The 21,083-nt window shown below is 54.8% G+C and carries 17 protein-coding genes and 1 tRNA gene; 1 reads left to right on the top strand and 17 read right to left on the bottom strand.

Annotation, left to right across the window (positions count from 1 at the left end):
• Positions 1-20: 20 nt before the first annotated feature.
• The 9 genes from CJP46_RS19555 to CJP46_RS19515 form a co-directional block, all read right to left on the bottom strand.
• Positions 21-2,075, bottom strand: coding sequence for an alpha-galactosidase (locus CJP46_RS19555; RefSeq protein ID WP_094597299.1), 2,055 nt, complete (start codon positions 2,073-2,075; stop codon positions 21-23).
• 1,018 nt (positions 2,076-3,093) lie between these two features.
• Positions 3,094-3,765, bottom strand: coding sequence for a ThuA domain-containing protein (locus CJP46_RS19550; protein WP_094597298.1), 672 nt, complete (start codon positions 3,763-3,765; stop codon positions 3,094-3,096).
• A 59-nt stretch (positions 3,766-3,824) separates the two neighbouring features.
• Complete coding sequence (locus CJP46_RS19545) at positions 3,825-4,526, bottom strand: SDR family oxidoreductase (protein ID WP_094597297.1); 702 nt, start codon at positions 4,524-4,526, stop codon at positions 3,825-3,827.
• Positions 4,527-4,555: 29 nt separating this feature from the next.
• On the bottom strand, positions 4,556-5,008 hold the full coding sequence (locus CJP46_RS19540) for a VOC family protein (RefSeq protein ID WP_094597296.1): 453 nt from the start codon (positions 5,006-5,008) through the stop codon (positions 4,556-4,558).
• A 136-nt stretch (positions 5,009-5,144) separates the two neighbouring features.
• Complete coding sequence (locus CJP46_RS19535; RefSeq protein ID WP_094597295.1) at positions 5,145-6,182, bottom strand: LacI family DNA-binding transcriptional regulator; 1,038 nt, start codon at positions 6,180-6,182, stop codon at positions 5,145-5,147.
• Positions 6,183-6,480: 298 nt separating this feature from the next.
• Positions 6,481-7,233 carry a class I SAM-dependent methyltransferase gene (locus CJP46_RS19530; RefSeq protein WP_094597294.1) on the bottom strand — a complete coding sequence of 251 codons (753 nt, stop codon included), beginning with the start codon at positions 7,231-7,233 and terminating at the stop codon, positions 6,481-6,483.
• A gap of 239 nt (positions 7,234-7,472) precedes the next feature.
• Positions 7,473-8,081: a YdcF family protein gene (locus CJP46_RS19525; protein WP_094597293.1), complete on the bottom strand. Its 609-nt coding sequence runs from the start codon at positions 8,079-8,081 to the stop codon at positions 7,473-7,475.
• A 155-nt stretch (positions 8,082-8,236) separates the two neighbouring features.
• A tRNA-Pro gene (locus CJP46_RS19520) sits at positions 8,237-8,310 on the bottom strand.
• Between the two features lie 456 nt (positions 8,311-8,766).
• Complete coding sequence (locus tag CJP46_RS19515; protein ID WP_094597292.1) at positions 8,767-10,158, bottom strand: family 4 glycosyl hydrolase; 1,392 nt, start codon at positions 10,156-10,158, stop codon at positions 8,767-8,769.
• 185 nt (positions 10,159-10,343) lie between these two features.
• Between CJP46_RS19515 and CJP46_RS19510 the strand changes: the two genes are divergently transcribed.
• Complete coding sequence (locus tag CJP46_RS19510; protein WP_256992423.1) at positions 10,344-11,174, top strand: AraC family transcriptional regulator; 831 nt, start codon at positions 10,344-10,346, stop codon at positions 11,172-11,174.
• Positions 11,175-11,272: 98 nt separating this feature from the next.
• Here the strand turns inward: CJP46_RS19510 and CJP46_RS19505 are convergent, their stop codons facing one another.
• From CJP46_RS19505 to CJP46_RS19470, 8 genes are all read right to left on the bottom strand, one after another.
• Positions 11,273-11,809 (bottom strand): hypothetical protein, encoded by a 537-nt coding sequence (locus CJP46_RS19505; RefSeq protein WP_094597290.1) that lies wholly within the window; start codon positions 11,807-11,809, stop codon positions 11,273-11,275.
• Between the two features lie 190 nt (positions 11,810-11,999).
• Positions 12,000-12,509: a metallophosphoesterase family protein gene (locus CJP46_RS19500; protein ID WP_094597289.1), complete on the bottom strand. Its 510-nt coding sequence runs from the start codon at positions 12,507-12,509 to the stop codon at positions 12,000-12,002.
• Positions 12,510-12,852: 343 nt separating this feature from the next.
• A complete protein-coding gene (locus CJP46_RS19495) occupies positions 12,853-13,170 on the bottom strand; it encodes a cupin domain-containing protein (protein ID WP_076175515.1) in 318 nt (105 codons plus the stop codon).
• 68 nt (positions 13,171-13,238) lie between these two features.
• Positions 13,239-15,548, bottom strand: coding sequence for a DUF4962 domain-containing protein (locus CJP46_RS19490; protein ID WP_094597288.1), 2,310 nt, complete (start codon positions 15,546-15,548; stop codon positions 13,239-13,241).
• A 93-nt stretch (positions 15,549-15,641) separates the two neighbouring features.
• Complete coding sequence (locus tag CJP46_RS19485; protein ID WP_094597287.1) at positions 15,642-16,409, bottom strand: SDR family NAD(P)-dependent oxidoreductase; 768 nt, start codon at positions 16,407-16,409, stop codon at positions 15,642-15,644.
• Positions 16,406-18,256: a sensor histidine kinase gene (locus CJP46_RS19480; protein ID WP_179281240.1), complete on the bottom strand. Its 1,851-nt coding sequence runs from the start codon at positions 18,254-18,256 to the stop codon at positions 16,406-16,408. Before CJP46_RS19480 ends, CJP46_RS19485 begins: the two co-directional genes overlap by 4 nt.
• 1 nt (position 18,257) lies before the next feature.
• The gene (locus tag CJP46_RS19475) at positions 18,258-19,298 is read right to left on the bottom strand and encodes a response regulator transcription factor (RefSeq protein ID WP_094597285.1); all 1,041 of its coding nucleotides are present in this window, start codon (positions 19,296-19,298) and stop codon (positions 18,258-18,260) included.
• A gap of 110 nt (positions 19,299-19,408) precedes the next feature.
• The gene (locus CJP46_RS19470; protein ID WP_094597284.1) at positions 19,409-20,980 is read right to left on the bottom strand and encodes an extracellular solute-binding protein; all 1,572 of its coding nucleotides are present in this window, start codon (positions 20,978-20,980) and stop codon (positions 19,409-19,411) included.
• Between the last annotated feature and the right edge of the window lie 103 nt (positions 20,981-21,083).

The following is a 21,083-nucleotide window of genomic DNA, read 5'->3' as shown; positions in this document are numbered from 1 at the left end:
ATCCTCCTTGAAATCTAAAATTATGGTTGAATGCATAGCTTCAAAATGGTGGACTCCGCCGGCTCAAGGCTTAAGCGGACTTCCCCGCCGGCCTCGCTCTCGGTCCCTTCCCACATGTCGGTTACGAGGTAGGTTGCGAGCGGGTCGAGTCCCATGCGGGCCAGAGGCACCGCCTTGTTCGCCGCCTGTTTGCCGTCGAAATTGAACACCGCCAGATAGACCGTACCCTCCTCGCCCGGATCGGCCAGCATAAAGGCGTCCGCTGCACGGCCGCCCAAGGCGCTTTCCACCGGAACGAACGTCGTGCCCTTCCGCGCAAGCTCCATGATGCTGCCGTTCCGCAGCCAAGCCTTGGCGCGTGAGGCCGCTTCCTCCTGCCTGAAATCGTCTCCGAGCAGCAGCACCGTCCCGGCGATCACCGATGCCGTCAACCGGCTCCGCCCCTCGTGGCGTGTGGTGGCCTCCTGGTTAAAGCTCTTGTACAGCACCGAGTGATCGGGGTCGTTGAACCGGTACAGCGTATCGTTCATCCACCAGCCGTAGGTAAGCGAATTGAGCAAATACTCGGTATCCCCGATCATGCCGAACACGTCGCAGGAAATTCTCCGGCTGTGCGCAAAGGCGTACGGGAACAGCGGCGCGATCGACAAATTGATGAATATCGGCTTTCCGGCGGCTTCCGGGGACAGCTTTTGTGCCAGATAAGACAGGCCATAATGATATGCCGCAATGCCCGTCGTGATTTCCGGATGGTAATGCTGTCCCTCCAGCGCTCCGTGTGCCATAAAATCGAGCTTGATGTACTCGAAGCCCTCCCGGATCATTTTGTCCGTGAACCAATCAATGCGCTTCAGCGCCCCCGGATGGGTCGGATCGATCGCCAGGCCGCCGGCGATGTCCGGCAGGATTTCGCCCTCGGCATCCCGCAGCAGAATATCCCTGTATGTATATTCGCCATCCGTTCCCTCTACGGGCTTATCGAACTGGGCCGGGCTGCCCCAGAAGGCAAACGGTGTCCAGTACGTCCCCGGCTTGTGGCCGTTTTGCCGCACCCGGTTCAACGCATCCTCCATCTCTTCATCCGTCAGGCGATCCCAGAAGGCATCGAAATTGATGTACAGTGTGTCGTTGTTATGAAAACCGTCCGATTGGACTTCGCGCTTCAGAAAGTCGCTCGTGGATGTGTACAGATCATAATCCAATGTGCTCATCGCGGCCGACCAGCTGTTCCAGCCAACGGGAACCCCGCCCTCCCACGGAAGCGCCGGCGACAGGGCCCTATTCGCCCGCCCGTAGGCCTCCAGGCCGCGGCGGTAATCGTCGTACCCGCCGACGAACACGACCGGCGACGCCACGCGCGTCCCATGGACGTAACCGTGCGGCTGAAAATCGCGGGTCATTTCCCCGGCCGCTCCGGCGTACATCTCCAGCTCGTCCAGCGTTCCACGCTGTTCGCCCTGGATTTTGATGCCGGTTTTCCACACGTCATGACTCAGCGAACCGGCAATGATCCCTTGCCGGCTGTGCGGCCGAAACAGTGCCGTAACCTCGTAGCTTTCGGTGCGCAGCGGCGCCGTTTCCGTCTCGTAGCGCACCCATTTGTCATTGTCATAGGGAACGCGGAGCACATGAAGGTCCTCGTCTACGGCCGGCCCAAAGGACAGCTGCCCGGAACGCAGCACCGTCATCCGGTTCAGCCGGATGCGTGTCGGGTGAACAGCCACCAGCTGCGTCAGGAAAAACGGCGCACCCTCGTAAATCCAAAAATGCTGCTCAAGCGTCGGAAGCATGTCGGATTCATGCACCAGCGTCAAGTGAACGCCAATCCCGAAAGCATCCTCGATTGTCTCCGGCTCCCCATTCATGCTGTGGCGGTCGTAGCTGCCCGTATGGTATTCGCGCCCGTTCCACCGGATGGCGCTTCGGATTTCTTTCCAGTCCCAAAGCGAGCCGCCGGCAGCGCTGTAATGGCCCTGTTCCAAGTCGATATCCAGCGTCACCAGATCCGTTGACATGTGGATCAGGGAGCCGGTTTGCCGGACCTGGACCGCGTCCGTTTGGCTGTTTGTCATCATTCGCCTTATTTTCCTCCTGTCTCTGCAAGTCTTTGGCTGGACCGGGCGGATCAATCCAACATGCTTGGCATCCGCTCGCCCCAGCCGTATGACTTCATTATAGAAAGCGCTTTATCGGCTTTCTATAGAGCGATCTTCCGATTGATAGCGGGAATTAACGCTTCTGGATGAAGGGCGGGCTGTTAAAATGCGGCATGGCGATTTGCGTTTGGGGCTCGATGGAGCGTGCTTTGGAGCGCAGGGAAGTGGCGATCGATGAACGTGCTCATTGATGGACGCTGGTGCTTCGATGAATGTTTGCATTCTTCGCTGGACGCTCCGTGTACGAAACATTCTGGTGTGTAGTGGCATGATGTGAAGGAGCGTTCGGAGAATCATACTTTTGCATTTCCGTGGACAATGGCACTCAATAGCGTGGCTCATTGTGAGCGAAGACGCTGGCACTTCGATGGGCATTGGCCCTTCGATGGACGCTCCTGGTACGAAACATTCCTCCGATCGCTGTTGCCCCCGAATTTTCGCGGGTCATAGTGAAGGGTAAAATTCGGGGACAGCCCGGGCTTCCGAAGTGAGCTTTCCGGCGGAAAGCTTTCAGGCGACCGCTAACGCTTCTCCGGAATTGTTTCGTCCCCTCCGCTGCGTTGTGCTGGGAGGGCATGCGGTGCGGGGCTAGACCTAAAAAAGCTAGGATGGGAGCACTCAACAACACTTCGCAAACGCTCATAAGCCCCCCATTCCCAGATCGGTTAACAAACAAAAACAAAAAAAGCAGACGCATCCGTCTGCTTTTCATCTACTTCCCCATCTACTTTGGCCCTTCATCTTTTATTCGATTCCCACGGTCAAGAGAAACTTAGTACCCAGTCCAATCCGGCTTTTCCTGCGGCCGATCTTCCTGCCGCTTCTTGCTTCACATTCCGGCCGCTGAAGCATGAAAATCCTTAGTAGCCTTGGATCCAAACAAACTTACAATCCCTCGTGGTATTGAACCACTTCTCCCCAGGACCACTTCCCTACCCTACGCATCCACCAGCTCGAGCTCCAAGCTCCATGCAATCACCCGCTGCATCAGCCGGACGAACCCTTCGTTCAGCAATCCCTTGGGCAGATGCGCCGGCGTCACGCAGGCCACCCTTCCCTGCCCGTACGAATGAAGCCAGCCGGCAGCGGATTCGCCGTCCCGCGAAGAGGACCGCAGGAACACCTCGCTCTCTTGCTCGGAGCAGGAGACAAAATAATGTTCGTCCTTGAACCGAAACGCATTGTCAAGCTCACCCAGTGCTGATCCGCCAACCGGTGTATAGGTCACGTCACTATGTGCCTCCGGATGGGACAAAAAATACCCCCGCAGCATGTTCACATACGCGCCGTCCTCGGGATAAGACGCCAGTCCGGAATGCCAGGCCAGCCAGGCACCGCCGCCACTCACGTAAGTCTCGATCTGCCGGCCGATGTCTTCGGTCATCCAGGTTGCCTCCGGGTCGCTTTGCGGCTCCAGGCGGTTCTCAGCGAATAAAATAACGAGGTCCGGTTTCTGCTCGAGCTGCCCGGCGGCAAGATCGGATACTTCCTTATACCGCAGCTCCGTTTGTCCATTCGCCAGGATGGGCTTCAATACTTGTTCAAGTGACGTTCTCGCCGGTCCGGCTTCATGATAAAAATCGCCGATGACCGCCCAAATCGTTTTCATGAGGCAGCCTCCTTATCTATCGAATGCAATGGCGGCACAAAGGCTTCCTGACCGCTCCGTTAAAAGGGCATCGCTTCCCCTTGGTGATTCACCATCCAGGCTTTCGGGTCAGGCGTGACCGTTCGTTCCACGATGCGCAGTAGGCCCTGCGCGGTATCCGCCGGATCGCCCGGCGCTTGTTCGCCGCCCATCGGGGTCCGGATCCAGCCGGGATGCACGGCATAGACCGCAAAATTCTGAGGGGTCAGCTCCTTGCGGAGCTGGGCGGTAAAGTAGTTCAGCCCGCTTTTGGATATCGCGTATGGATAATCCCCGCCGTAGGCACCGGTAAAGCATCCTGCCTCCGAGCTGATGTTGATGATGCACGGATCGGCGCTCCCCCGCAGCAGCGGAAGAAAATGCTTCACGACCTTCATCGGTCCGTACAGGTTCGCCAGCATGGACTTTTCCATATCGGCAAAATCCAGCTCCTCCAGTTTATGCTCGCGGCCGATCAGCACGCCTGCGTTGTTAATCAAAGCATCGAGCACATCCGTTTGCTCCAGAACGGCCGACTTGGCGGCCTTCACCCCTTCTTCGTCGGTGACATCCATCGAGATAAGCTTAAGCCGATCCGGATGAGCTGCCCGCAGCGCATGAAGCGGCTCGGTATGCCGCTCCATATCGCGTACGCCCGCAAACACGGTGTGCCCATGCGCAAGCGACGCTTTAACCGTCTCAAAGCCAAGCCCCCGGGCCGATCCCGTAATCAAAATATTCATAGCATTAGCACCTCACTCTACTAATTGGATTAATCATTCTCCAGCAGCTCGATCAGAACTTTCAGCTCGTTACTGCTGTCGATGTATGCGTAGCGTCCGCCGGTATATTCGCCTTTTTGAATCAGCGGCATGTGACGGCCTTCCAGAACGGCGATCTTTTCTTTCATTCCTTGAATCGCAAACGCGATATGATGAACGCCTTCACCATGCTCATCCAAAAATTCGCGCCACGTCGACGGATGCTCATCCGGCTCAATCAGCTCGATCTGCAGCTGCCCGCAGTCAAAAAAGGCCAGCTTCGCGCGCGCTTCAGAGGGCTGCCCATTATACTCCGTCTGGGCAACGTCCACGGTGTCCGTCCAGGACCATTTCGGCCGCTCCACTCCCAGAAAATCTGCATAGCTCTGCGAAACGGTATCGATGTCCTTCACAAGGATCCCGATTTGTGTAACCAGTTTGGTTCCCAATGCGCCTGCCGTCATATGAACATCCTCCTTAACAGTACTTAAAATGGAAAAGCATTTTTTCGCGTTGAAATCCTAGGCAACCAAGGGTTTCCCCTCGGCCGTTCCCGCCAAACGCCAGAACAGCTGTCACAGCTTCGGCCTACCGCTTTAATTAGACTTTACGGCACGAGTCCCGGATCACGAGCTCCGCCGTTCCCACGTATTTCTTGTACAACTGTGTTTCGTCCTCAATGGTTTCGATGACCTGCTGCGTCAGCATGTCGATCATTTCAGAAAAGTTCACGCGTATGGTGGTTAACGCCGGTTGAATGCGAGAGCTTAATAAGTGATCGTCAAACCCCATCAGGGAAATGTCTTCGGGTACCCGCAGCCCGGCTTCATTCAAGGCTCGCAGCGCCCCGAATGCTACGCTGTCGTTGCAGGCGAAGATGGCCGTCGGCAGATCTGGGGTGCTCTGAAGCCAGCGGGTAGTCGACTGGTATCCGCTTCGCTCGGAAAAATCCGATGACAGGACCCAGTCCGGGTTCACCTTCAGTCCGTGAGCAGCCATCGCCTCTTGAAACGCCCCTAATCTCTCAGGGCCCGAGCAGCGAAGCGGATCACCCGCAATAAGTGCAATGTTCCGGTGTCCCAGGCCTACCAGGTAATCGACTCCTTGCCTCATGCCCAGCTTGTTGTCAAAATTGCAGATCACCCGATTCGGCTCCAGCCGTCCCTCCAGTTGCTGATCCACGATTCCCGCCACAAATCCCTTGGCAATGAGCTCCTCGATAAAAGGCTCATGATTCGCCGCGCCGATAAAAATACCGCCGTCGATCCGCCGCTGATAAAACGTATCCTTTACCTTGCGGATGGTTTCCGCGTCCCCCGTGCTCCGGATGATGCAGGTCAGGACGTAGTAGCCGCGTCGGGAAGCGCTCTCGATCACATCGCTAATCAGAGCGTGAGTCAGCGTGTCGTGGATCGCCTCCGGCGAAACCAGAAACAAGCCGATCGTAAGCGTTTTCATTCCAGTCATGATACGTGCCGAGAAATTCGGGGAATAGCCGTACCTCTCGATGACCTGCATCACCTTCTCCCGCGTAGCTTGCGGCACGTTCGGGTAATTGTTGATCACCCGGCTGACGGTGCTTCGCGAAACGCCTGCGAGTCTGGCAATTTCGATGCTGTTGATGTCGTTCTTTCTCATTCTGCACGCTCCACTTTCATTAACACGTGTTCACAAAAGGATACGAAATCACGGTTTACTTGAGCTCTTTTGCCATAAACACGTGTTTATGAGTTCAATCTATCCCCTCTTCCACATGTTGTCAATACATTTTCCAAGATGGGCTCGCCATCTTTAATGAGTATTTCTTTCTTGACCAAACGGGACCAGAGCTCACGATGCTCGAATCCCGTCCCCCGCCATTAAAAAAGGCCAGAACCGGTAGAGACCAGCCTGGCTGACTTACATGTACCCAGATTCCAATTTTGATTTTACGAGTTTATTTTTTTCTTGCGAGAAATAAGACAACGGCCTGAGGCTTAACGATTGTACCGCCATGTTGTTCAATTACTTTTTGAATATCACTGAACAATTGGTTACGCACGATTTCTGAAATTAATCGATGCCTCGAATTTGTATTTAATAAAGAAATATATTCACTTGCCGCATAGGTGTCTTCCCATCTATACTGTTTGACTTCAAGTTCCTTGAATAGATCACCTTTTAGCGTCCATTGCGTCCGTTCCTCAACCATTTGCTCCAGGGAAGGGTTTTGTGAATCATCGAGCTGAGGAGCGTATTTTCTGTAAATGCCTCGAATTTCGCTGTATATTTCATTATACGATGGAATATGGACGGTCCAAAAAAATGCGGCAGATCCTTGATCGCCAAGCAGGTCATGGACCTTGCGGTATCCGGCTTCTTGCGGTTGAATGAAATGAAACGCGGTTCCCGAAATGGCCAGCTTAAAATGCGCCCCCTTATGATGCCAAGCTTCAAACGGAGAATGAACAACCGTGACACTTGGTTTGTCTTTAAACTTATCACGAGTGAGATCCGCCAGATTTTCACCTGCCTCTACGGCCGTTATCCTAGAATAACCTAAGTTAACGAACCCGCTTGTAGCTTGACCCGTACCACAACCAATTTCTAGGATTTCATCCGTTGTTTCTAAATCGGCGTACTCCACAATTTCTCTGAACAGCTTATCCGGGTAACTTGGTCGGTACTTGTCGTACTCTTTGGCAATCATTAAAGGTGTGTTTGCGCTCCATCTTATGAACCTCCCTTAATAAATTAAAAAAACTCCCGCCCCGTAAAGGGACGAGAGTTATCTCCGTGTTACCACCCAAGTTCATCGACGATCAAGCATCGATCTTATTTCGGGTACATGTTCAATTACTCTTTCTCATCCATGCCATTGTAAGGAATATACTGGAATTTCCATGAGTATATCATCCGTTAATCAGGGATTCAATGATCTATTTTTTTTTACCCCAGATCCAACGTATCGTCCGCAATGATTCCGCTTTGCACATACCGGACCAACTTACCGGCTTCACTCGAAGCCCGGTTGAACCCTTCCGGGGTCAACCACCAGTTATCCTCCCGGGTCGACGCATCCTCCGCGGAACACATCGAGTATTCGATCCAGGGGGGCATGTACGTGTTTAAGGTCAAGTACGCCCTCCGCATGTGGTAGGCGGAAGTGACGATCAGAATCCGGCGGATACGATGCAGCGGAATCGCCCGATCCAGGATAAGCAGCGAGGCGAGCACGTTCTCCTTCGTATGCTGAGATTCCCGCTCCACCAGAACTTGCCCGGCAGGGACTCCCAGCTCCACCGCCTTTTCCTTCATCATAAGCGCCTCGGGCAGTGGCTGCCCTTTCCAGACCGTACCTCCTGATAAAAGAATCATCGGTGCCCGGCCATTCTTGTATAATTGAACCGCTGTGGGAACGCGGTACTTCGCGCCCTTGTTGCTACCGAACACGAAGATGCAGTCGCCTGGCTGACCGTCATCGGAAATCCCCTTGTACAGCAGCGCGGAAATTTGCTCGTGCGATAATTGGCCGGGATTGCATTCAGAAATTAACATCTCCGGCACCCCCGTTTTCCTATGGATTTCTTTGCGAAATCTCGCAATAAATGATAGAACCACTTCAATTGTATGAAACAACAACTGAAATGGTTCCTGATGACGCCGTATATGATGACAATGCCTAGGCATCGCCGCGCTGGAAAAGGCAAATATCGGAGTAGCGGGATTCGAACCCACGGCCTCACCCACCCCAAGGGTGCGCGCTACCAGACTGCGCCATACCCCGATATACGAACCGCATGAAGCGGTATATCAACCGCAGCGACGCGGTTATCCACGTTCATTGTGCGCTGGACCATGGAAATGATTGCGTTTACCGCTTTCGTATTAACGCTATTATAGCGTATAGGCGCGCACACCTGCAATACTTTAAACGCTGTCCATTGTTAGTTTTCCAAGGCTTCAAGATGTTTGAATAGATCGATCTCTTCCTACATTGCAGGATGAAGAAATGGGGAGAAAGTTATGGAGCATTAGCGAAGAACTTACCTTCACGAGCTCCCACTGAGACTTTCACGCTAAAGATGACGCCGATGTTTTGCGCACTAAAACAAACGCTCTCCGCCGATTCGGCGGTTAAGCGCTTGTTTCAGTAAAATTTATGATTTAGTGGCCAACCCTAGGCGGGAACGGCTCCATTAAAACCGGGATCCTGATGTAATCCGCATGTACTCTTGTTTCATCAATCCTCGTACCAAGCCCCAGGGATCATTTCACGCTCCTGTACCAGCAGTTCTTTGATGATCTTGTCCGCGTCGCTGATCGAATTCACGAGTGGATCCGTCAGCATCGCTCTTCTCAGCTTCTCGTGGCTCTGCTCCACGACCGCCTCCGCCGTAAGCTCATGCGTATCCAGCACAAGCTCCTGCATGCCGCGAATTCCCCGCGGCATCTCGCCTACGTGGACCGGCTTTGCCCCGTCCATGCTCACGTCGCACAGCAGCTCCAGGAACGAATCGTCGCTCATGTTCGTTACAGCTCCGCGATTGAGCGTATTGATGAAGAAGCGTTTCCCCAAGTTTCCTACCATATTTTCGATGATGTCTGTCGCATGATCCGGACCGAAGGTACTCATGTAATCGGCAATCGGAATGTTCCCCGAGAGGAAGTCGTCCACCTGCCGCCACATCTCGTCGTGACGCTGATACCGATCCTCCGTCTCCCAAATCGATAACGGCGGGATGGAGTCCGGCGTTTTGCCGAGACCTTGCCAATAGCGGACGTATTCCTTCGTGTGGGCTGTGCAGGTAGGAATATACCCGAAGATATCGTACAGTTCATACGTGATGGCGTCGTTATGAAGCGCCTTCGCGCCGCGGTCCCCGCCGTTGTTCTCCTCTCCAGCCGCCTTGCGCATGGCTTCCGCGATCGTGGGCATGACGTCCTTTCCTTCGAACTCCGCTTTCAGCAGCCACGTGAAATGATTGACGCCGGCGACACGGAAGTCGAACTTCCGGTCGATCTCCTCGGTGAACTCGCTCCGGTCCCCGATAATTCCCGCTCGTACCGCGTAATAGGCTTTTTTATGCGGCATATGGTGGCTGTCGCACAGCGCGAACGATTTCAGCTTCGGCGCATAGCGGTGTAACGCGATACCATGGACGGTAGACGGGTTGATATAGTTGATCACCCAAGCGTCGGGGCACAGCTCTTCAATGTCTTTGACGCATTCCATAATGACCGGCAGCTCCCGCATCGCCCGAAATACCCCGCCCGGCCCGATCGTATCTCCTGAGCACATGCGAATACCGTATTTTAACGACACTTCGCAATCGATGCCCCGATATTTCACCGATTGCTCCGCGAAGCTGAGTACAACGAAGTCGGCCCCTGAAAGCACCTCTCTTCGGTCCGTCGAGCCCTCCACCTTCAAAGATACGTTGTTCTCCCGAGCCACCATCTCTGCAAGTCTTACCATTTTCGATAGCCTTTCTTCGTCCGTATCCACCAAAGCAAGCGTTCCCCGATTCAGGTAAGGGGAGTGGACCATTTGCCAAATGGACTGGCGGCCGAAAAACAGACTGCCTGCTCCAATAACGACGACCTTCGGATGCTGCATGTTCAAACCGTTCACGAATAACCCTCCTCGTATGATATAAGTCCATTATAGGAGAATGGCCGGAAAACGGAATGTTCGATAGTTTCAATAACATGTCATAAAGTACGATTGTTCGTAATCCACAAATCCTTTGATATACTAAGATTTAAGCTAGGGATGTCAAGAAGTAGAGGAGAACAAAAAACCGGATGGGTATAAACATGAGTATAATTAACGAACTCTCGGAGTATATCACGCTTGGCATGCGCTCCTATTTAGAGCAGGCTCATGATCAGGATTGGATCGAACATAAGTCGCATCCCGATTACGATCTCTGGTTCATTCAATCGGGCTCCGTGAAGGTGACGATCGACGGGTTCGAACATACGGCGGTCCCGGGAGACGTCGTGTTTTTTTATCCCGATCTGCCCTATATCGCCTCGACGAACGAGGACCTTTGCCAATTCATATACATTCATTTCGATTTCGGCATCGGCGAACAACAGCGAATTCTAGGCGAATTTCAACTTCCGGGTATTGTACCGGGCGACCTCATTCGGGAGGAAGCGGCGTTGTTTACCAAAGCCTATCGTCGGTTGAAACAGGGCAGCGGCACGCCGGGGAACCAGCTTTACTTGAAAGCTTGTCTCCTTGCCGTCATCGCGAAGATCCTTGAGCTTCACGGGCAAGGCGCCTACACCGGTAAGTTCCTGCACGGCAGAACATCGGGAAAAAGCGAAGGAAGCCTGGGGGTACTGCAAGACGTATTCCAATACGTAGATGCGAACCTGCACCGTTCCGTTCGGATGAATGAGCTCGCTGCCGTTGTCGGCGTCTCCGAAAAGTATTTTATATCCTATTTCAAGAAAACCGTAGGCATCACGCCGGGGCAGTACATTTCCCAAATCAAAATGAACCGGGCAAGAGACTACCTCTATACAAAAAAATACACGATCCAGCAGATCGCAGGATTCCTCGGGTATCCTGATCCGTTTACATTTTCGAAAGCCTTTAAAAAATATTACAACGTGCCTCCTTCAAAATTCGAATAGCCAAGCATGAACAGGTACACGAACGTCATCAGCGGCTTGATGATGGGCAAAAACAAAGAACCGCGGCAAGCGGTTCTTAAAGTTTAAAGTGGCGTATGCTATTTGAACGTATGGCCCGCGCATTTTGAAAAAGCGTAAACTGCTTCTTCCCGCATTTGCACCAAAGCCTGATCGGGTACGGCCTTTCCGTGATTGCCCAGCAGCGAGGAAATTTCGTCCACGGTATAGTATCCGGTAAACCTTTTTTTTCTTACCGCTTTGGTCAGCCAGCTGAAAAAATCCCACACCGGGTCATCGACCCATCTTCCGCCTTGGTTAACCAGAACGGGCGTATAAGAGATTTTTAGTGCGCATCCGCCCTGCCATTCGAAAAAGAAAATGTTTTCTGTATTTTTTTTCTGCAGTAAAAAGGAGTAGCATCCTTCCTGAAGAAGGTATTTGTCCTGGTTGTGAAAGAAAACCGGTCCCTCCCCTGTCGCCACGATCCCGATCAAGTCGCCGTTGTGATGAATGTAAAAACCCCGGGTGTATTCGATGTTCATATCGGGCGTTAGCCGAACTTCCTGAAGCGAATAGGGCTCGACCCCCCGGTGTCTGGTTTGCGCTGCGTCCTGAAAATGACTAATGATTTTCATGATTACACATAACCTCCCTCTTCGTACAACGCTTCAATTAGTATAACGCTTGATTCTATACCAATTCTGAACATCCCGGGGAATGGCCACCCGATTGTCCATGACTTCCCTCACAATCTGTTTGATTTATAACGGAAGAGGGAAACTGAGAACAAGCCGGGAACTGAAGTGAGGCACGGATGGCAGATCCCTATCCTTTATCCGCATAAAAAACATGCCGGGGGAAGACTTGACCTCCTTTGATTTCAAGCAGTCCAAACGAATACAACCTCTCCCTACGCTTGTCCGTAGGAGAACCGGGATTAAACATCAGCACGCCGTCGTCCATCTGCAGGTAAGGCTGGTGGGAATGGCCGAACAGGATGCAGGAAACCGGCTCGCCCTCAAAAGCCTTCCTAGCCTTCTGGGGAGTGGCTATTCTTGATGAATAAGGCTCATGTCCGTGAACAAGCCCAATCGGTACCCCTTCAAAGGAGAGTACCTTTTTTTCGCCGAAACGCTCAATAATCTCGTACCCGTCATTATTTCCGGCGATGCCGTCCACAGGAGCTAATTTCGACAGCTGATCGTACACCTCCAGGGTCATCCAATCGCCTAAATGGAGAATATGGTCAACCTGCCGGAGCCCTTCCACCAGCTTTGCGGGGAGCTTTACTCTGCCCTCTCTCAAGTGCGTATCCGAAACCACGCCGATGATCATTGTTGTTCCTCCTTTTCTCAATTTGATCCCCCTTCGGTAGATCGCATAAAGAATGCATTTTTGCAGTTACTCCATTTATACCCCGCCTAACGGATGATAATAAGTGCGCTTTTGCAGCTATTTATCCCCAGTCTCATCGTATAGCAACGCCGTTGACTGCGGTCCTACGCAAAAAAGACCGCCCCGCGGCTTCCCTATGGACGGTTCAAGGTCCAGAAAGGTGCCGAGAGGCAGTCTAGAAGCTGCCTGAGCGTAGGCAGTTATGGTACAGTCATGGTGCTAACTTGGCCCAGCCTAACTGCGGTCTCGCTAACCAGAAAAGTAACGACCGCCGTGCCGCCAATCAGTACTTAATCAAGTCGGCACGCAGCGGTGTGAAGCAGTCCAGCAAAGCGCTGGCCTCCAGCGCCTTCGCCCCATGCCTGGCGCCCATCGGAATGACGATGTGCTCGCCCTGCGCGATGACCGTCTTCTTGCCTTCGATCGTGAACTCGACACGTCCCCGCAGGCAGTAAGACATCTGCTCATGCGGGTGGGCATGCTCATATCCTTCCGCGCCGGCTTCGAAGTGGACTTCCATCATCATCAGCGACGCCCCCGGCTGTAAAATTTTACGCTTTACGCCAGGCTCCGCGTCCTCCCAAACTCCGATATTGCTCACGATTGTTCCGCCTCCCTATGCTTATCCGTCTGATCGAGATTTTCCTGGCATTCCGGCCGAGCTTGGGCCTAAAACGCCTTCGCTATTTCAATCTTGTGCGTTTGCCCGTTGTCCGTCAAATATAAATTATAACTGAATCCTTGATCATCCATAAAATAAGAAATGTATTTGCCGCCCTCATCCAGCCGCTTCGGCACGAGCAGCGTGGCGATCCGGTGCGAGGCCGCGGCCTTGGTCTCCGCCGACAGATGCCAGTGGGTATCCAGCCCGGCGATTTCCGCGGGATCCACGCCCTCGAATCCGCTCTTCTGCGACAGCGCAAGCTCTCCGGAGGTGCTGAAGATGAAGCGCCCTTCCATCAGGGCTTTCTTCCCGTTCACGTGGAAGGACTGGCCCCTCAGATCCATCTCATACAGCGTGTGGAAGAGCCACTGCACCCGTCCCGGCTGCTCAAGGTCGATCGAGTCGACGACGACGAAGTAGCTGTTCTGCACAAAATAAATCTCGCGCTTATACTGCTTCAAATACGGTACATGCTCCCGGTAAGCGGAGGCCGGGTTCAAACGGACGTAAGACACGCCCTTGTCATGCCAGGCGTCCTCGACCTCCCCTTTGGCCGCCAGGTTCAGCGCCTTGTTCATGCCGGCGAACTGCCCCTGCCCGTCGATGAGGGCGGCGTTTTTGGACTTGGTCTGCCTGCGCCAGTTCAGATGCATCGAGCTGTTAAACGCGACGTAATACCCGCTCTCCATGGCCAGCGGCTCCCCGTAAGCGTGCAGCAGAAACGCCCCCTGATCGCCATGGCTGTGGCTGACCGAGCCGTACCGGCTGCTCTTGGCGATGAGGGAAATCTGCTCCGCCGGATCGTGCAGGCGGTGATGCATCGCCACCCAGCCGATATCGCGGAACCATTTGACCGGCTCGATGCCGGAAGGCTCCACCGGTTCAATATGCGCGTAATTGTGCCGGTACACGAGATCATCGAAGGCAAAATCCCACCAGCCATAGTTGTAAAACATGCGGTCGGCCTCCGGATTCGCGTCCTTCAGTTGGTCGAAGTACCATTGGTACCATCCATTTCCGGTGACGCCGGCAAACTCGCGCATGTTGTAGCCGACCTTTTTAATGATGTCGTCCCCAAGCGTCGAGTTGTCGCCAAAGGCCGTGCGGGTCGATGTGGTTGGGCTGTAGCAATATAGGGGGAAATCCCCGGTACGCTGGAAAAAAGGACGCCGGAACACGTCGAGCTCCGAAAAGTTTTTGAGCAGGTTCAGGCCCTCCGTCAGGTAAGCCATGCCGGTCGTCCAGTAGTGAGGCCCTTCGGCCCAACCGCCGTCTTTACCTCCCCATGGGGAGAACAGCGTGTAATAGTACTCCACCGTGTAGTCCAGCCATTCCCTGGCCTCCGGCTCCTCGTCGAACAACGCGATGCAGCAGGGCACGAGCACCGAAGACAGCGAGCGGACGGCGTGGCTGTCATAGGGGACATGATGGATCTTCGAGCGCTGGATCACATGGTACGCCACCTGCCGGGTCCGGGCGAGCAGCTGCTTCCGCACCGCATCCCGCTCCTCCTCCGCCAGTTCGCCATGGAGCCAGTCGTAGCCCCAAGCCAGCGCGGCGGCAATCCGAAACGCCGCTTCGTCGTTATAATCGCGGCTGGTCGGGCCCTCCGGGTCCCAGGACGCGGCGTGCAGCAGCCAGGCCTTCGCCTTCGCGAGCAGCTCGGCGTCCTGCAGCACGGCACCCGCAACGCTCAAATGCCGGATGGCGTACAGCACCTCCTGGCAGGTCAAATAGCTTCCGCGCCACAGCGCCGCCGTCCGGCGGTTGTCCGGATAAGGCTGCGGCTCCTCAATCAGCTCGCGGGTCAGCCAAGGCTTGACCGATTGCTCGAAGAAAGCCGGCCATCCGCTGCCTGCCGCATCCTCCCTTACTGTGCCGCGATAAGCCTCCAGCTCATCCGGCTGCAGCCACAGCCGGGGATGCCCGGTGCGGACCGCGCTGTAGCGCTCGCTCCGGGATGGAAGCGCCGTCTCCGGCAGCCCCTCCGGCAGTTGGAACTCCCTGGCGGTGCTCCATTCAGACTGCTGCGCCTCCAGCCCTTCTCCCTCGAGCAGCGCGTACCGCCAATAATACATCCCCGGCTCGAAGGCCTCGGAAGGCGTAAAGAAATTATAGGGAATCGGCCCGTAAGTTCGGGTCGTCTCCCCGGTGAAATCCGGCGCTGACGACACCTCCAGCACATACCGGTCATCCTCCAGCTTCGCCGGGATCCAGGTAAATCTTGGCGGATTTTCCATCAGCTCCGATTGCCCGGAAGGCGCATACTGCACCGTTAAATCGCCGCTTTGCGGCTGATACAATCCGTTTGCCATTGTCTATATCCCTCCAGTTTGCGTGACGCTGTAGTAAGCTGTGCTCCTAAATGCAGCTTCATTTAAATACCGCCCCAAAATGTCGTGATATGCTTACCGCATGAACAATCCGCCATTCACTTCGATCGTTTCGCCCGTAAGATAGCGGGACAGGTCTGAAGCCAGATACAGCACCGTATCGGCGACATCTTGCGGCGTTCCTTCCCGGCCGAGCGGGATTTTGGACACCGTGGCGGCCCGGCCTTCATCGGAGGTGAAGGTCGCGTGGAAAGCCGTCTGGCCGATGAAGCCCGGCGAAACGCAGTTCACCCGGATTCCATGCGGGGCGACTTCCTTGGCCAGACCCTTCGAGAAGGAAATGACCGCCGCTTTGCTGGCCGCATACACCGATGCCCCCGGCCCGCCGCCATCATGGGCGGCGACCGAAGTCATATTCATGATGGAACCGCCGCCACGGGACAGCATGCCTGGAATGACCAGCTTGCTCAAAAACACGCAGGATTTGAAATTGACGTCCATGACGCTTGCATAATGCTCCTCGGTCATTTCCGTATTCGGCACCCGCTTCACCAGGTGGCCCGCATTGTTCACCAAAATATCCACCGGGCCGCCCAGTTCCCGCTGGACCGTGTCCAGCATCGCCGTCAGTTCATCCACGCGGGTGACGTCCGCCTGGACGACGGCAGCCCTGCTGCCCGACTCCGCTATTTCCGCGGCAAGGGCTTCCGCCTCCTCCCGGCCCCGGTTATAATGAACCGCTACGGCGGCTCCCGCCGCCGCCAGCGACCTGGCCGCTTCCCGGCCGATGCCTGAGCTGGCGCCGGTCACCAGCGCAATTTTCCCTTGCAAATCGATCTTCATCCCACGTTCTCCTCCTCATACATGCAAGTGATGCTGCCGTCGAACGGCAGCGACATCCGTATCGTCGTTCCCTGATGCAAAGCGCTGTCAATCGTCAAACCGTAAGCTTCCCCATAAACCATCTGAATCCGCCGGTGCACGTTCATGAGGCCTAACCCGCCTTTATGGTACAGGGAGCCCGAATCGGACTCCGCGAGCCGGTTCAGCTCCAGCTTTTTGCGCAGCAAATGAAGCTTCCCTTCCGTCATGCCGGCGCCGTTATCCTCCACGCTCAGCCGGAAGCCGCCTTCCCGGACTTCCGCACCGATCCGGATCCGGTGATGTTCCTGAATCCCGTCGGGGAACGCATGCTGGAACATGTTCTCGATCAGCGGCTGCAACGTCAGCCGGACCATCTTGTGCAGCAGCAGGTCCGGAGGAACGTCAACGTCCAGCTCAAACCGCCGCTGAGTCCGGTACTGCAAAATCGTCATGTAATTCAGCACATGCTTCAGCTCGTCGACGACGGTAATCTCCGATAAGTTCGTCTGAATCGCATACCTCAGCATGGCCGCCATCGCCTCGACCATTTCCATGATTTCTTCGGAATCCTGGACGACGGCATAACATTTGATCGTCTCGAGCGTGTTGTACAGAAAATGCGGATTGATCTGCAGCTGCAGCGCCTGAAATTCGGCCTTGTGCTGCTCCAGGGCGATTTTCTGCAGGTTCAGCTCGGTCTTGTGCGAGCGGATTTCCGCCTCGTAGACGCGTTCGATCATCTCCGACAGCCGCGTCAGCATTACATTGTAGCTCGAGATCAGGAAGCCGAACTCATCCTGGCGCTGCTCCCCTTCAATCGTTTTCCACTCGCCTTTCTCCATCATGCGCATATTGCGGACGAGCTTCTTGAGCGGCTGCACGAGAGAGCGGCCGAAGCGTCCCGCGATCCACATCGCGACAATTAACGTGATGAAACCGGCAATGACCGTCGTATAACGGATGTTCATGATAGGCCTCCGGAGCTCCTTCACCGGGACCGAAATGACCATTTGCCAATCGGCGGCGCTGAGCCGCTGCGACACATACATCCGCTTCTCCCCTTTGACGACAGCCGTGAAGGTGCCCTGCCCGCCGAGCAGGTTCTTCCTTACCTCGTCGTCCATAAATGCAGGGATGGCGGCATCCTCCGGCTTGTCGACGAAATTACCCTTGCTGTCCACGATGAACGAGTAGCCTTTATCCCCCAGGTCCATTTGGCCCCACAGCTTGGAAATCTCCCTGGTGTTGAGCTTCATTCCGAGGATGCCCCGCGGCTGATGCGACAAAAGCCCCCGCACGCGGCGGATAAACGTAATATATTGTTCTTCCCCCGGATCGGCTGTCGCGGAGTTAATGATCGCGCCGAGACCGTCCTTCGGAATATTTTGCTCGATCAAACGATAATAGGATTTATAATCCTTGACCTCATCCTGGATGATGTCCTTCGTGGTGATCGCCTTACCGTCCTGATTGATGACGTAAATCAATTCGATCTGCGGGTAAATGATAAAGGCCGAATCGAACACCTTGCTCTGAATCCGCCGCGACAGCTCGTAATACTGGAAACTGTCGTCCGGATCCATCTCCATGAACTTCAGGACGTCCGGGTCGGACAGAATGATTTTGCTGGCGTTATCAAAGGTTTGGAGGTACAAGTCCGTATGATAGGCCGCATGGGTGATCATTTGGGACAGGTACCGTTCCAGCTGGCGGTCCAGAAGTTTGGACGACTGCATGTAAGTAATGGTGCCGACCACCGATAAAGAAATGACGATTAATACCATGAAGTAGCCGAAAATGCGGTGGGAAATGCTTCTGCGGAACATGTCAGATCCCCAGCCGCTGCCGGTATTCCGAAGGCGAAATGCCTTCGTATTTCTTGAAGGTTTTCGTGAAGTTGGAATGGTCGGCATATCCAACCGCGTATGAAATGTCGGTGATCCGGTGCGATTCCTCGCCGAGCATCCGCTTGGCGTATTCCATGCGCCGCTTCGTGCGGTACTGGACGAAGGTTTCCCCCGTCGCTTGCTTGAACATGACGCTGAAGTAGTTCGGATGCAGCCCGAGCAGATCCGCCACTTCCTCCAGCGACACTTCGCTGGCCAAATGGCGCTCGATGTAATGCTTGGCTTCCTCGATCGGGTCCTTCCATTTCCCTTTCCGCTTTCGGTACAGACGGTCCAGCGTCTGGCCGATTCGCTCGGCGAACCGCCCGAAAGCCTCCTCCCCGGAGGATTCCGGGCTGAGCTCTAGGCTATCGTCCAATTCGATGTTCATCTCCCTGGCTCTCAGCTTCTTGACGAGCAAGCCGTGGAATTCCTCCAGCATTTCGGCCTTTTGCCGCTCCTGAAGCTGAAAAGCCGAAGTCTCCCGCTGCCACTCCCCCAGCAGCTCCTGGACCTGGCTGCGGTTCATGTAGTAGATGGCCTGGTCAAACTGCTCCAGCCACGCATCCATTTTGGCGACGGAGAGGTAGGCCGAGGCCGGCTTCTGTTTCTCGGCGCGCTGTACCAGGCGCCTCAGCGTATCCGCCAGTTCGCGCTTGGCCACCGGCTTCAGGAGGTATTCCCTCACGCCGAAAGCCATGCTGGCCTGGGCATACGAAAAATCACCATAGCCGGAAACGACCACCGTCTGCACCGGGTACTCCTGCATGGCGATGGCCTCGCACAAGGCCAAACCGTCCATGACCGGCATCCGGATATCCGTAAACACGAAATCGGGGAGCTCCTCCCCGATCGCCTGCAGCGCCTCGCGCCCATTGGCTGCCAGCCGGATGGATGAAATCCGGATCCCGGACTGCTGAATGAATACGCTTAGTCCTTTCAGAATCATAGGTTCATCATCAACGAGCAAAATCCGATACATCCACAAGAGCTCCTTTCGATTTCGTATATTCGGGTTTCGATTTGGGCGGCGTAACCGGCACGGCTCCGCCGCCCCAACAACTTCATCAGCAGGTGAACAATCGCCAATCCCTACTTCCGCGGCAGGAAGGCACCCTCCTGTTTCTGGTAGCGTTCATTGGCTTCCTTCAGCACGGCGCTGCCGCCCTTGGACTTCCACTCCTCGATCACCTTCGGCCAATTTTCGACTGGCTCCTGGCCGTAGACCATCTTAACCATATGAGTGACGAGTACCGGCGGCGGCGTATCCGAGAGCGGGGTGATGTCCGGATTCTTTTTAAGCGCTTCCAACCTTGGGTCGAATTCAATACCGTCACGGCCTTCATTCGCAAGAATGTTATCGAACACGCCCATCAGCTTGCGCCCGTCTTCCGTCAAGCTGAGCGATCCCTTGTTGTAGGTCGTATCCTGCACGAGCCACAGGAAGGATTGGCGGTAGCGCTCCTCGTCAACCCCTTTGGAGTCGGTCGGCTGCTTGTAGTTGATTTTGTCCCCGTCCATCGTGTAGGTTTCGCCTTCGACACCGAAGGTGAAAAACTTCTCCGCCTCATCCGATACCATCCAGTCAAGGAATTGGATGATTTTCTCCGGGTGCGCGTACTTGGCGTTAATAAAATAAGAACGATTCACGTCGCCGTACAAATAATATCCGCCCTTGCCGTCCGGTCCGGTCGGGGATGGTATGATTTCAAGCTTCGCATCCGCAACCGACTCCTGCAGCTGGGTTTGCCATTGGAGCAGTTCGTTGGCGTTCATCGACCAGATGCCGGCTTTTCCGGACAGAATCGTGTTCTTGAACGTCGTCGGGTTGATCGTGGCAAATTCCTTATTGATCAGCCCTTCATCATACATCGTCTTGTAGGTGGACAGCGCTTTCATCATATTGTCCGCATCGAAGAATTTGGGCTGCACCTGACCGTCTGCTTCCTCAAACTGGCTTAAATACGGGAAGACATCATACGCTCCGAAAACCGTATCCGCATATTTGAAGTCCTGGCGGCCCATGTAGGGATTTTCGACGCCCATCTTTTTAAAAGCGCGCAGCACCTCCATAAAATCGTCGATCGTCTTCGGCACCGGCAGGCCCGCTTTGTCCAGCAGATCCTTGCGGATCCAGGTCGCGCGGCGAGAAGGATTGCCGAGCCACTCCGGAATACCATAGATTTTACCTTCATAGGTCATGCGATTCCAGGCTTCTTTCGGGATTTTTTGCAGCAGGTTCTGCCCGTACTTCTGCAGCAGGTCGTCCAGCGGCATAAAGACTCCCGCCTCCACCGATCCCGCCATCTCCTTTCCGGTCACTCCGCCCTGGCCCTGCACCACGTCCGGAATGTCGCCTGTTGCAAACATTTGCGCCATCTTCTGGTCGTATTCGCTGTGCGGGACCAACCGGATGTCCATGTCGGTGTTCGTCAGCTCCTCCAGCTTCTTCACCCACTTATCCGCGTTGATGTCCGGCGATTTTTCCACGTGGCCGAAATTCAGCGTCCGCAGCGAAATCGAAAACTTCGTGATCCCGCCTTCCTCCGTATTGGCGCCGGCCTCCTTGCCGCTGGCGGATGAATCATTGTCCTTGCCGCCGCACCCGGCGAGCAGAGATGCCGTGACCACGGTGGCCAGCATCAAGCTTACCCATTTTTTCATCGTATCCCCTCTTTCCCCGCTTTGATTCGCTCTTTTGTGTGCTCTTTGTTGGATTTGGCAAGTTGATTGTATCGTTAACGTTTGCCGGACCGTGAGGTGGCAA

The sequence above is a fragment of the Paenibacillus sp. XY044 genome (assembly GCF_002257645.1).
Classification (GTDB): Bacteria; Bacillota; Bacilli; order Paenibacillales; family Paenibacillaceae; genus Paenibacillus_AQ.
The sequence above is the reverse complement of the archived record's forward strand: the minus strand, read 5'-3'. Positions and strand labels throughout refer to the sequence as shown.

Bases quoted from the DNA above. Each gene is read 5' to 3' on its own strand.
- CJP46_RS19480 (WP_179281240.1), bottom strand. From the start codon at position 18,256: ATGTTCCGCAGAAGCATTTCCCACCGCATTTTCGGCTACTTCATGGTA.
- CJP46_RS19545 (WP_094597297.1), bottom strand. From the start codon at position 4,526: ATGAATATTTTGATTACGGGATCGGCCCGGGGGCTTGGCTTTGAGACG.
- CJP46_RS19470 (WP_094597284.1), bottom strand. From the start codon at position 20,980: ATGAAAAAATGGGTAAGCTTGATGCTGGCCACCGTGGTCACGGCATCT.
- CJP46_RS19550 (WP_094597298.1), bottom strand. From the start codon at position 3,765: ATGAAAACGATTTGGGCGGTCATCGGCGATTTTTATCATGAAGCCGGA.
- CJP46_RS19505 (WP_094597290.1), bottom strand. From the start codon at position 11,809: ATGAAAATCATTAGTCATTTTCAGGACGCAGCGCAAACCAGACACCGG.
- CJP46_RS19535 (WP_094597295.1), bottom strand. From the start codon at position 6,182: ATGAGAAAGAACGACATCAACAGCATCGAAATTGCCAGACTCGCAGGC.
- CJP46_RS19555 (WP_094597299.1), bottom strand. From the start codon at position 2,075: ATGATGACAAACAGCCAAACGGACGCGGTCCAGGTCCGGCAAACCGGC.
- CJP46_RS19490 (WP_094597288.1), bottom strand. From the start codon at position 15,548: ATGGCAAACGGATTGTATCAGCCGCAAAGCGGCGATTTAACGGTGCAG.
- CJP46_RS19525 (WP_094597293.1), bottom strand. From the start codon at position 8,081: ATGTTAATTTCTGAATGCAATCCCGGCCAATTATCGCACGAGCAAATT.
- CJP46_RS19530 (WP_094597294.1), bottom strand. From the start codon at position 7,233: ATGATTGCCAAAGAGTACGACAAGTACCGACCAAGTTACCCGGATAAG.
- CJP46_RS19510 (WP_256992423.1), top strand. From the start codon at position 10,344: ATGAGTATAATTAACGAACTCTCGGAGTATATCACGCTTGGCATGCGC.
- CJP46_RS19500 (WP_094597289.1), bottom strand. From the start codon at position 12,509: ATGATCATCGGCGTGGTTTCGGATACGCACTTGAGAGAGGGCAGAGTA.
- CJP46_RS19540 (WP_094597296.1), bottom strand. From the start codon at position 5,008: ATGACGGCAGGCGCATTGGGAACCAAACTGGTTACACAAATCGGGATC.
- CJP46_RS19475 (WP_094597285.1), bottom strand. From the start codon at position 19,298: ATGTATCGGATTTTGCTCGTTGATGATGAACCTATGATTCTGAAAGGA.
- CJP46_RS19485 (WP_094597287.1), bottom strand. From the start codon at position 16,409: ATGAAGATCGATTTGCAAGGGAAAATTGCGCTGGTGACCGGCGCCAGC.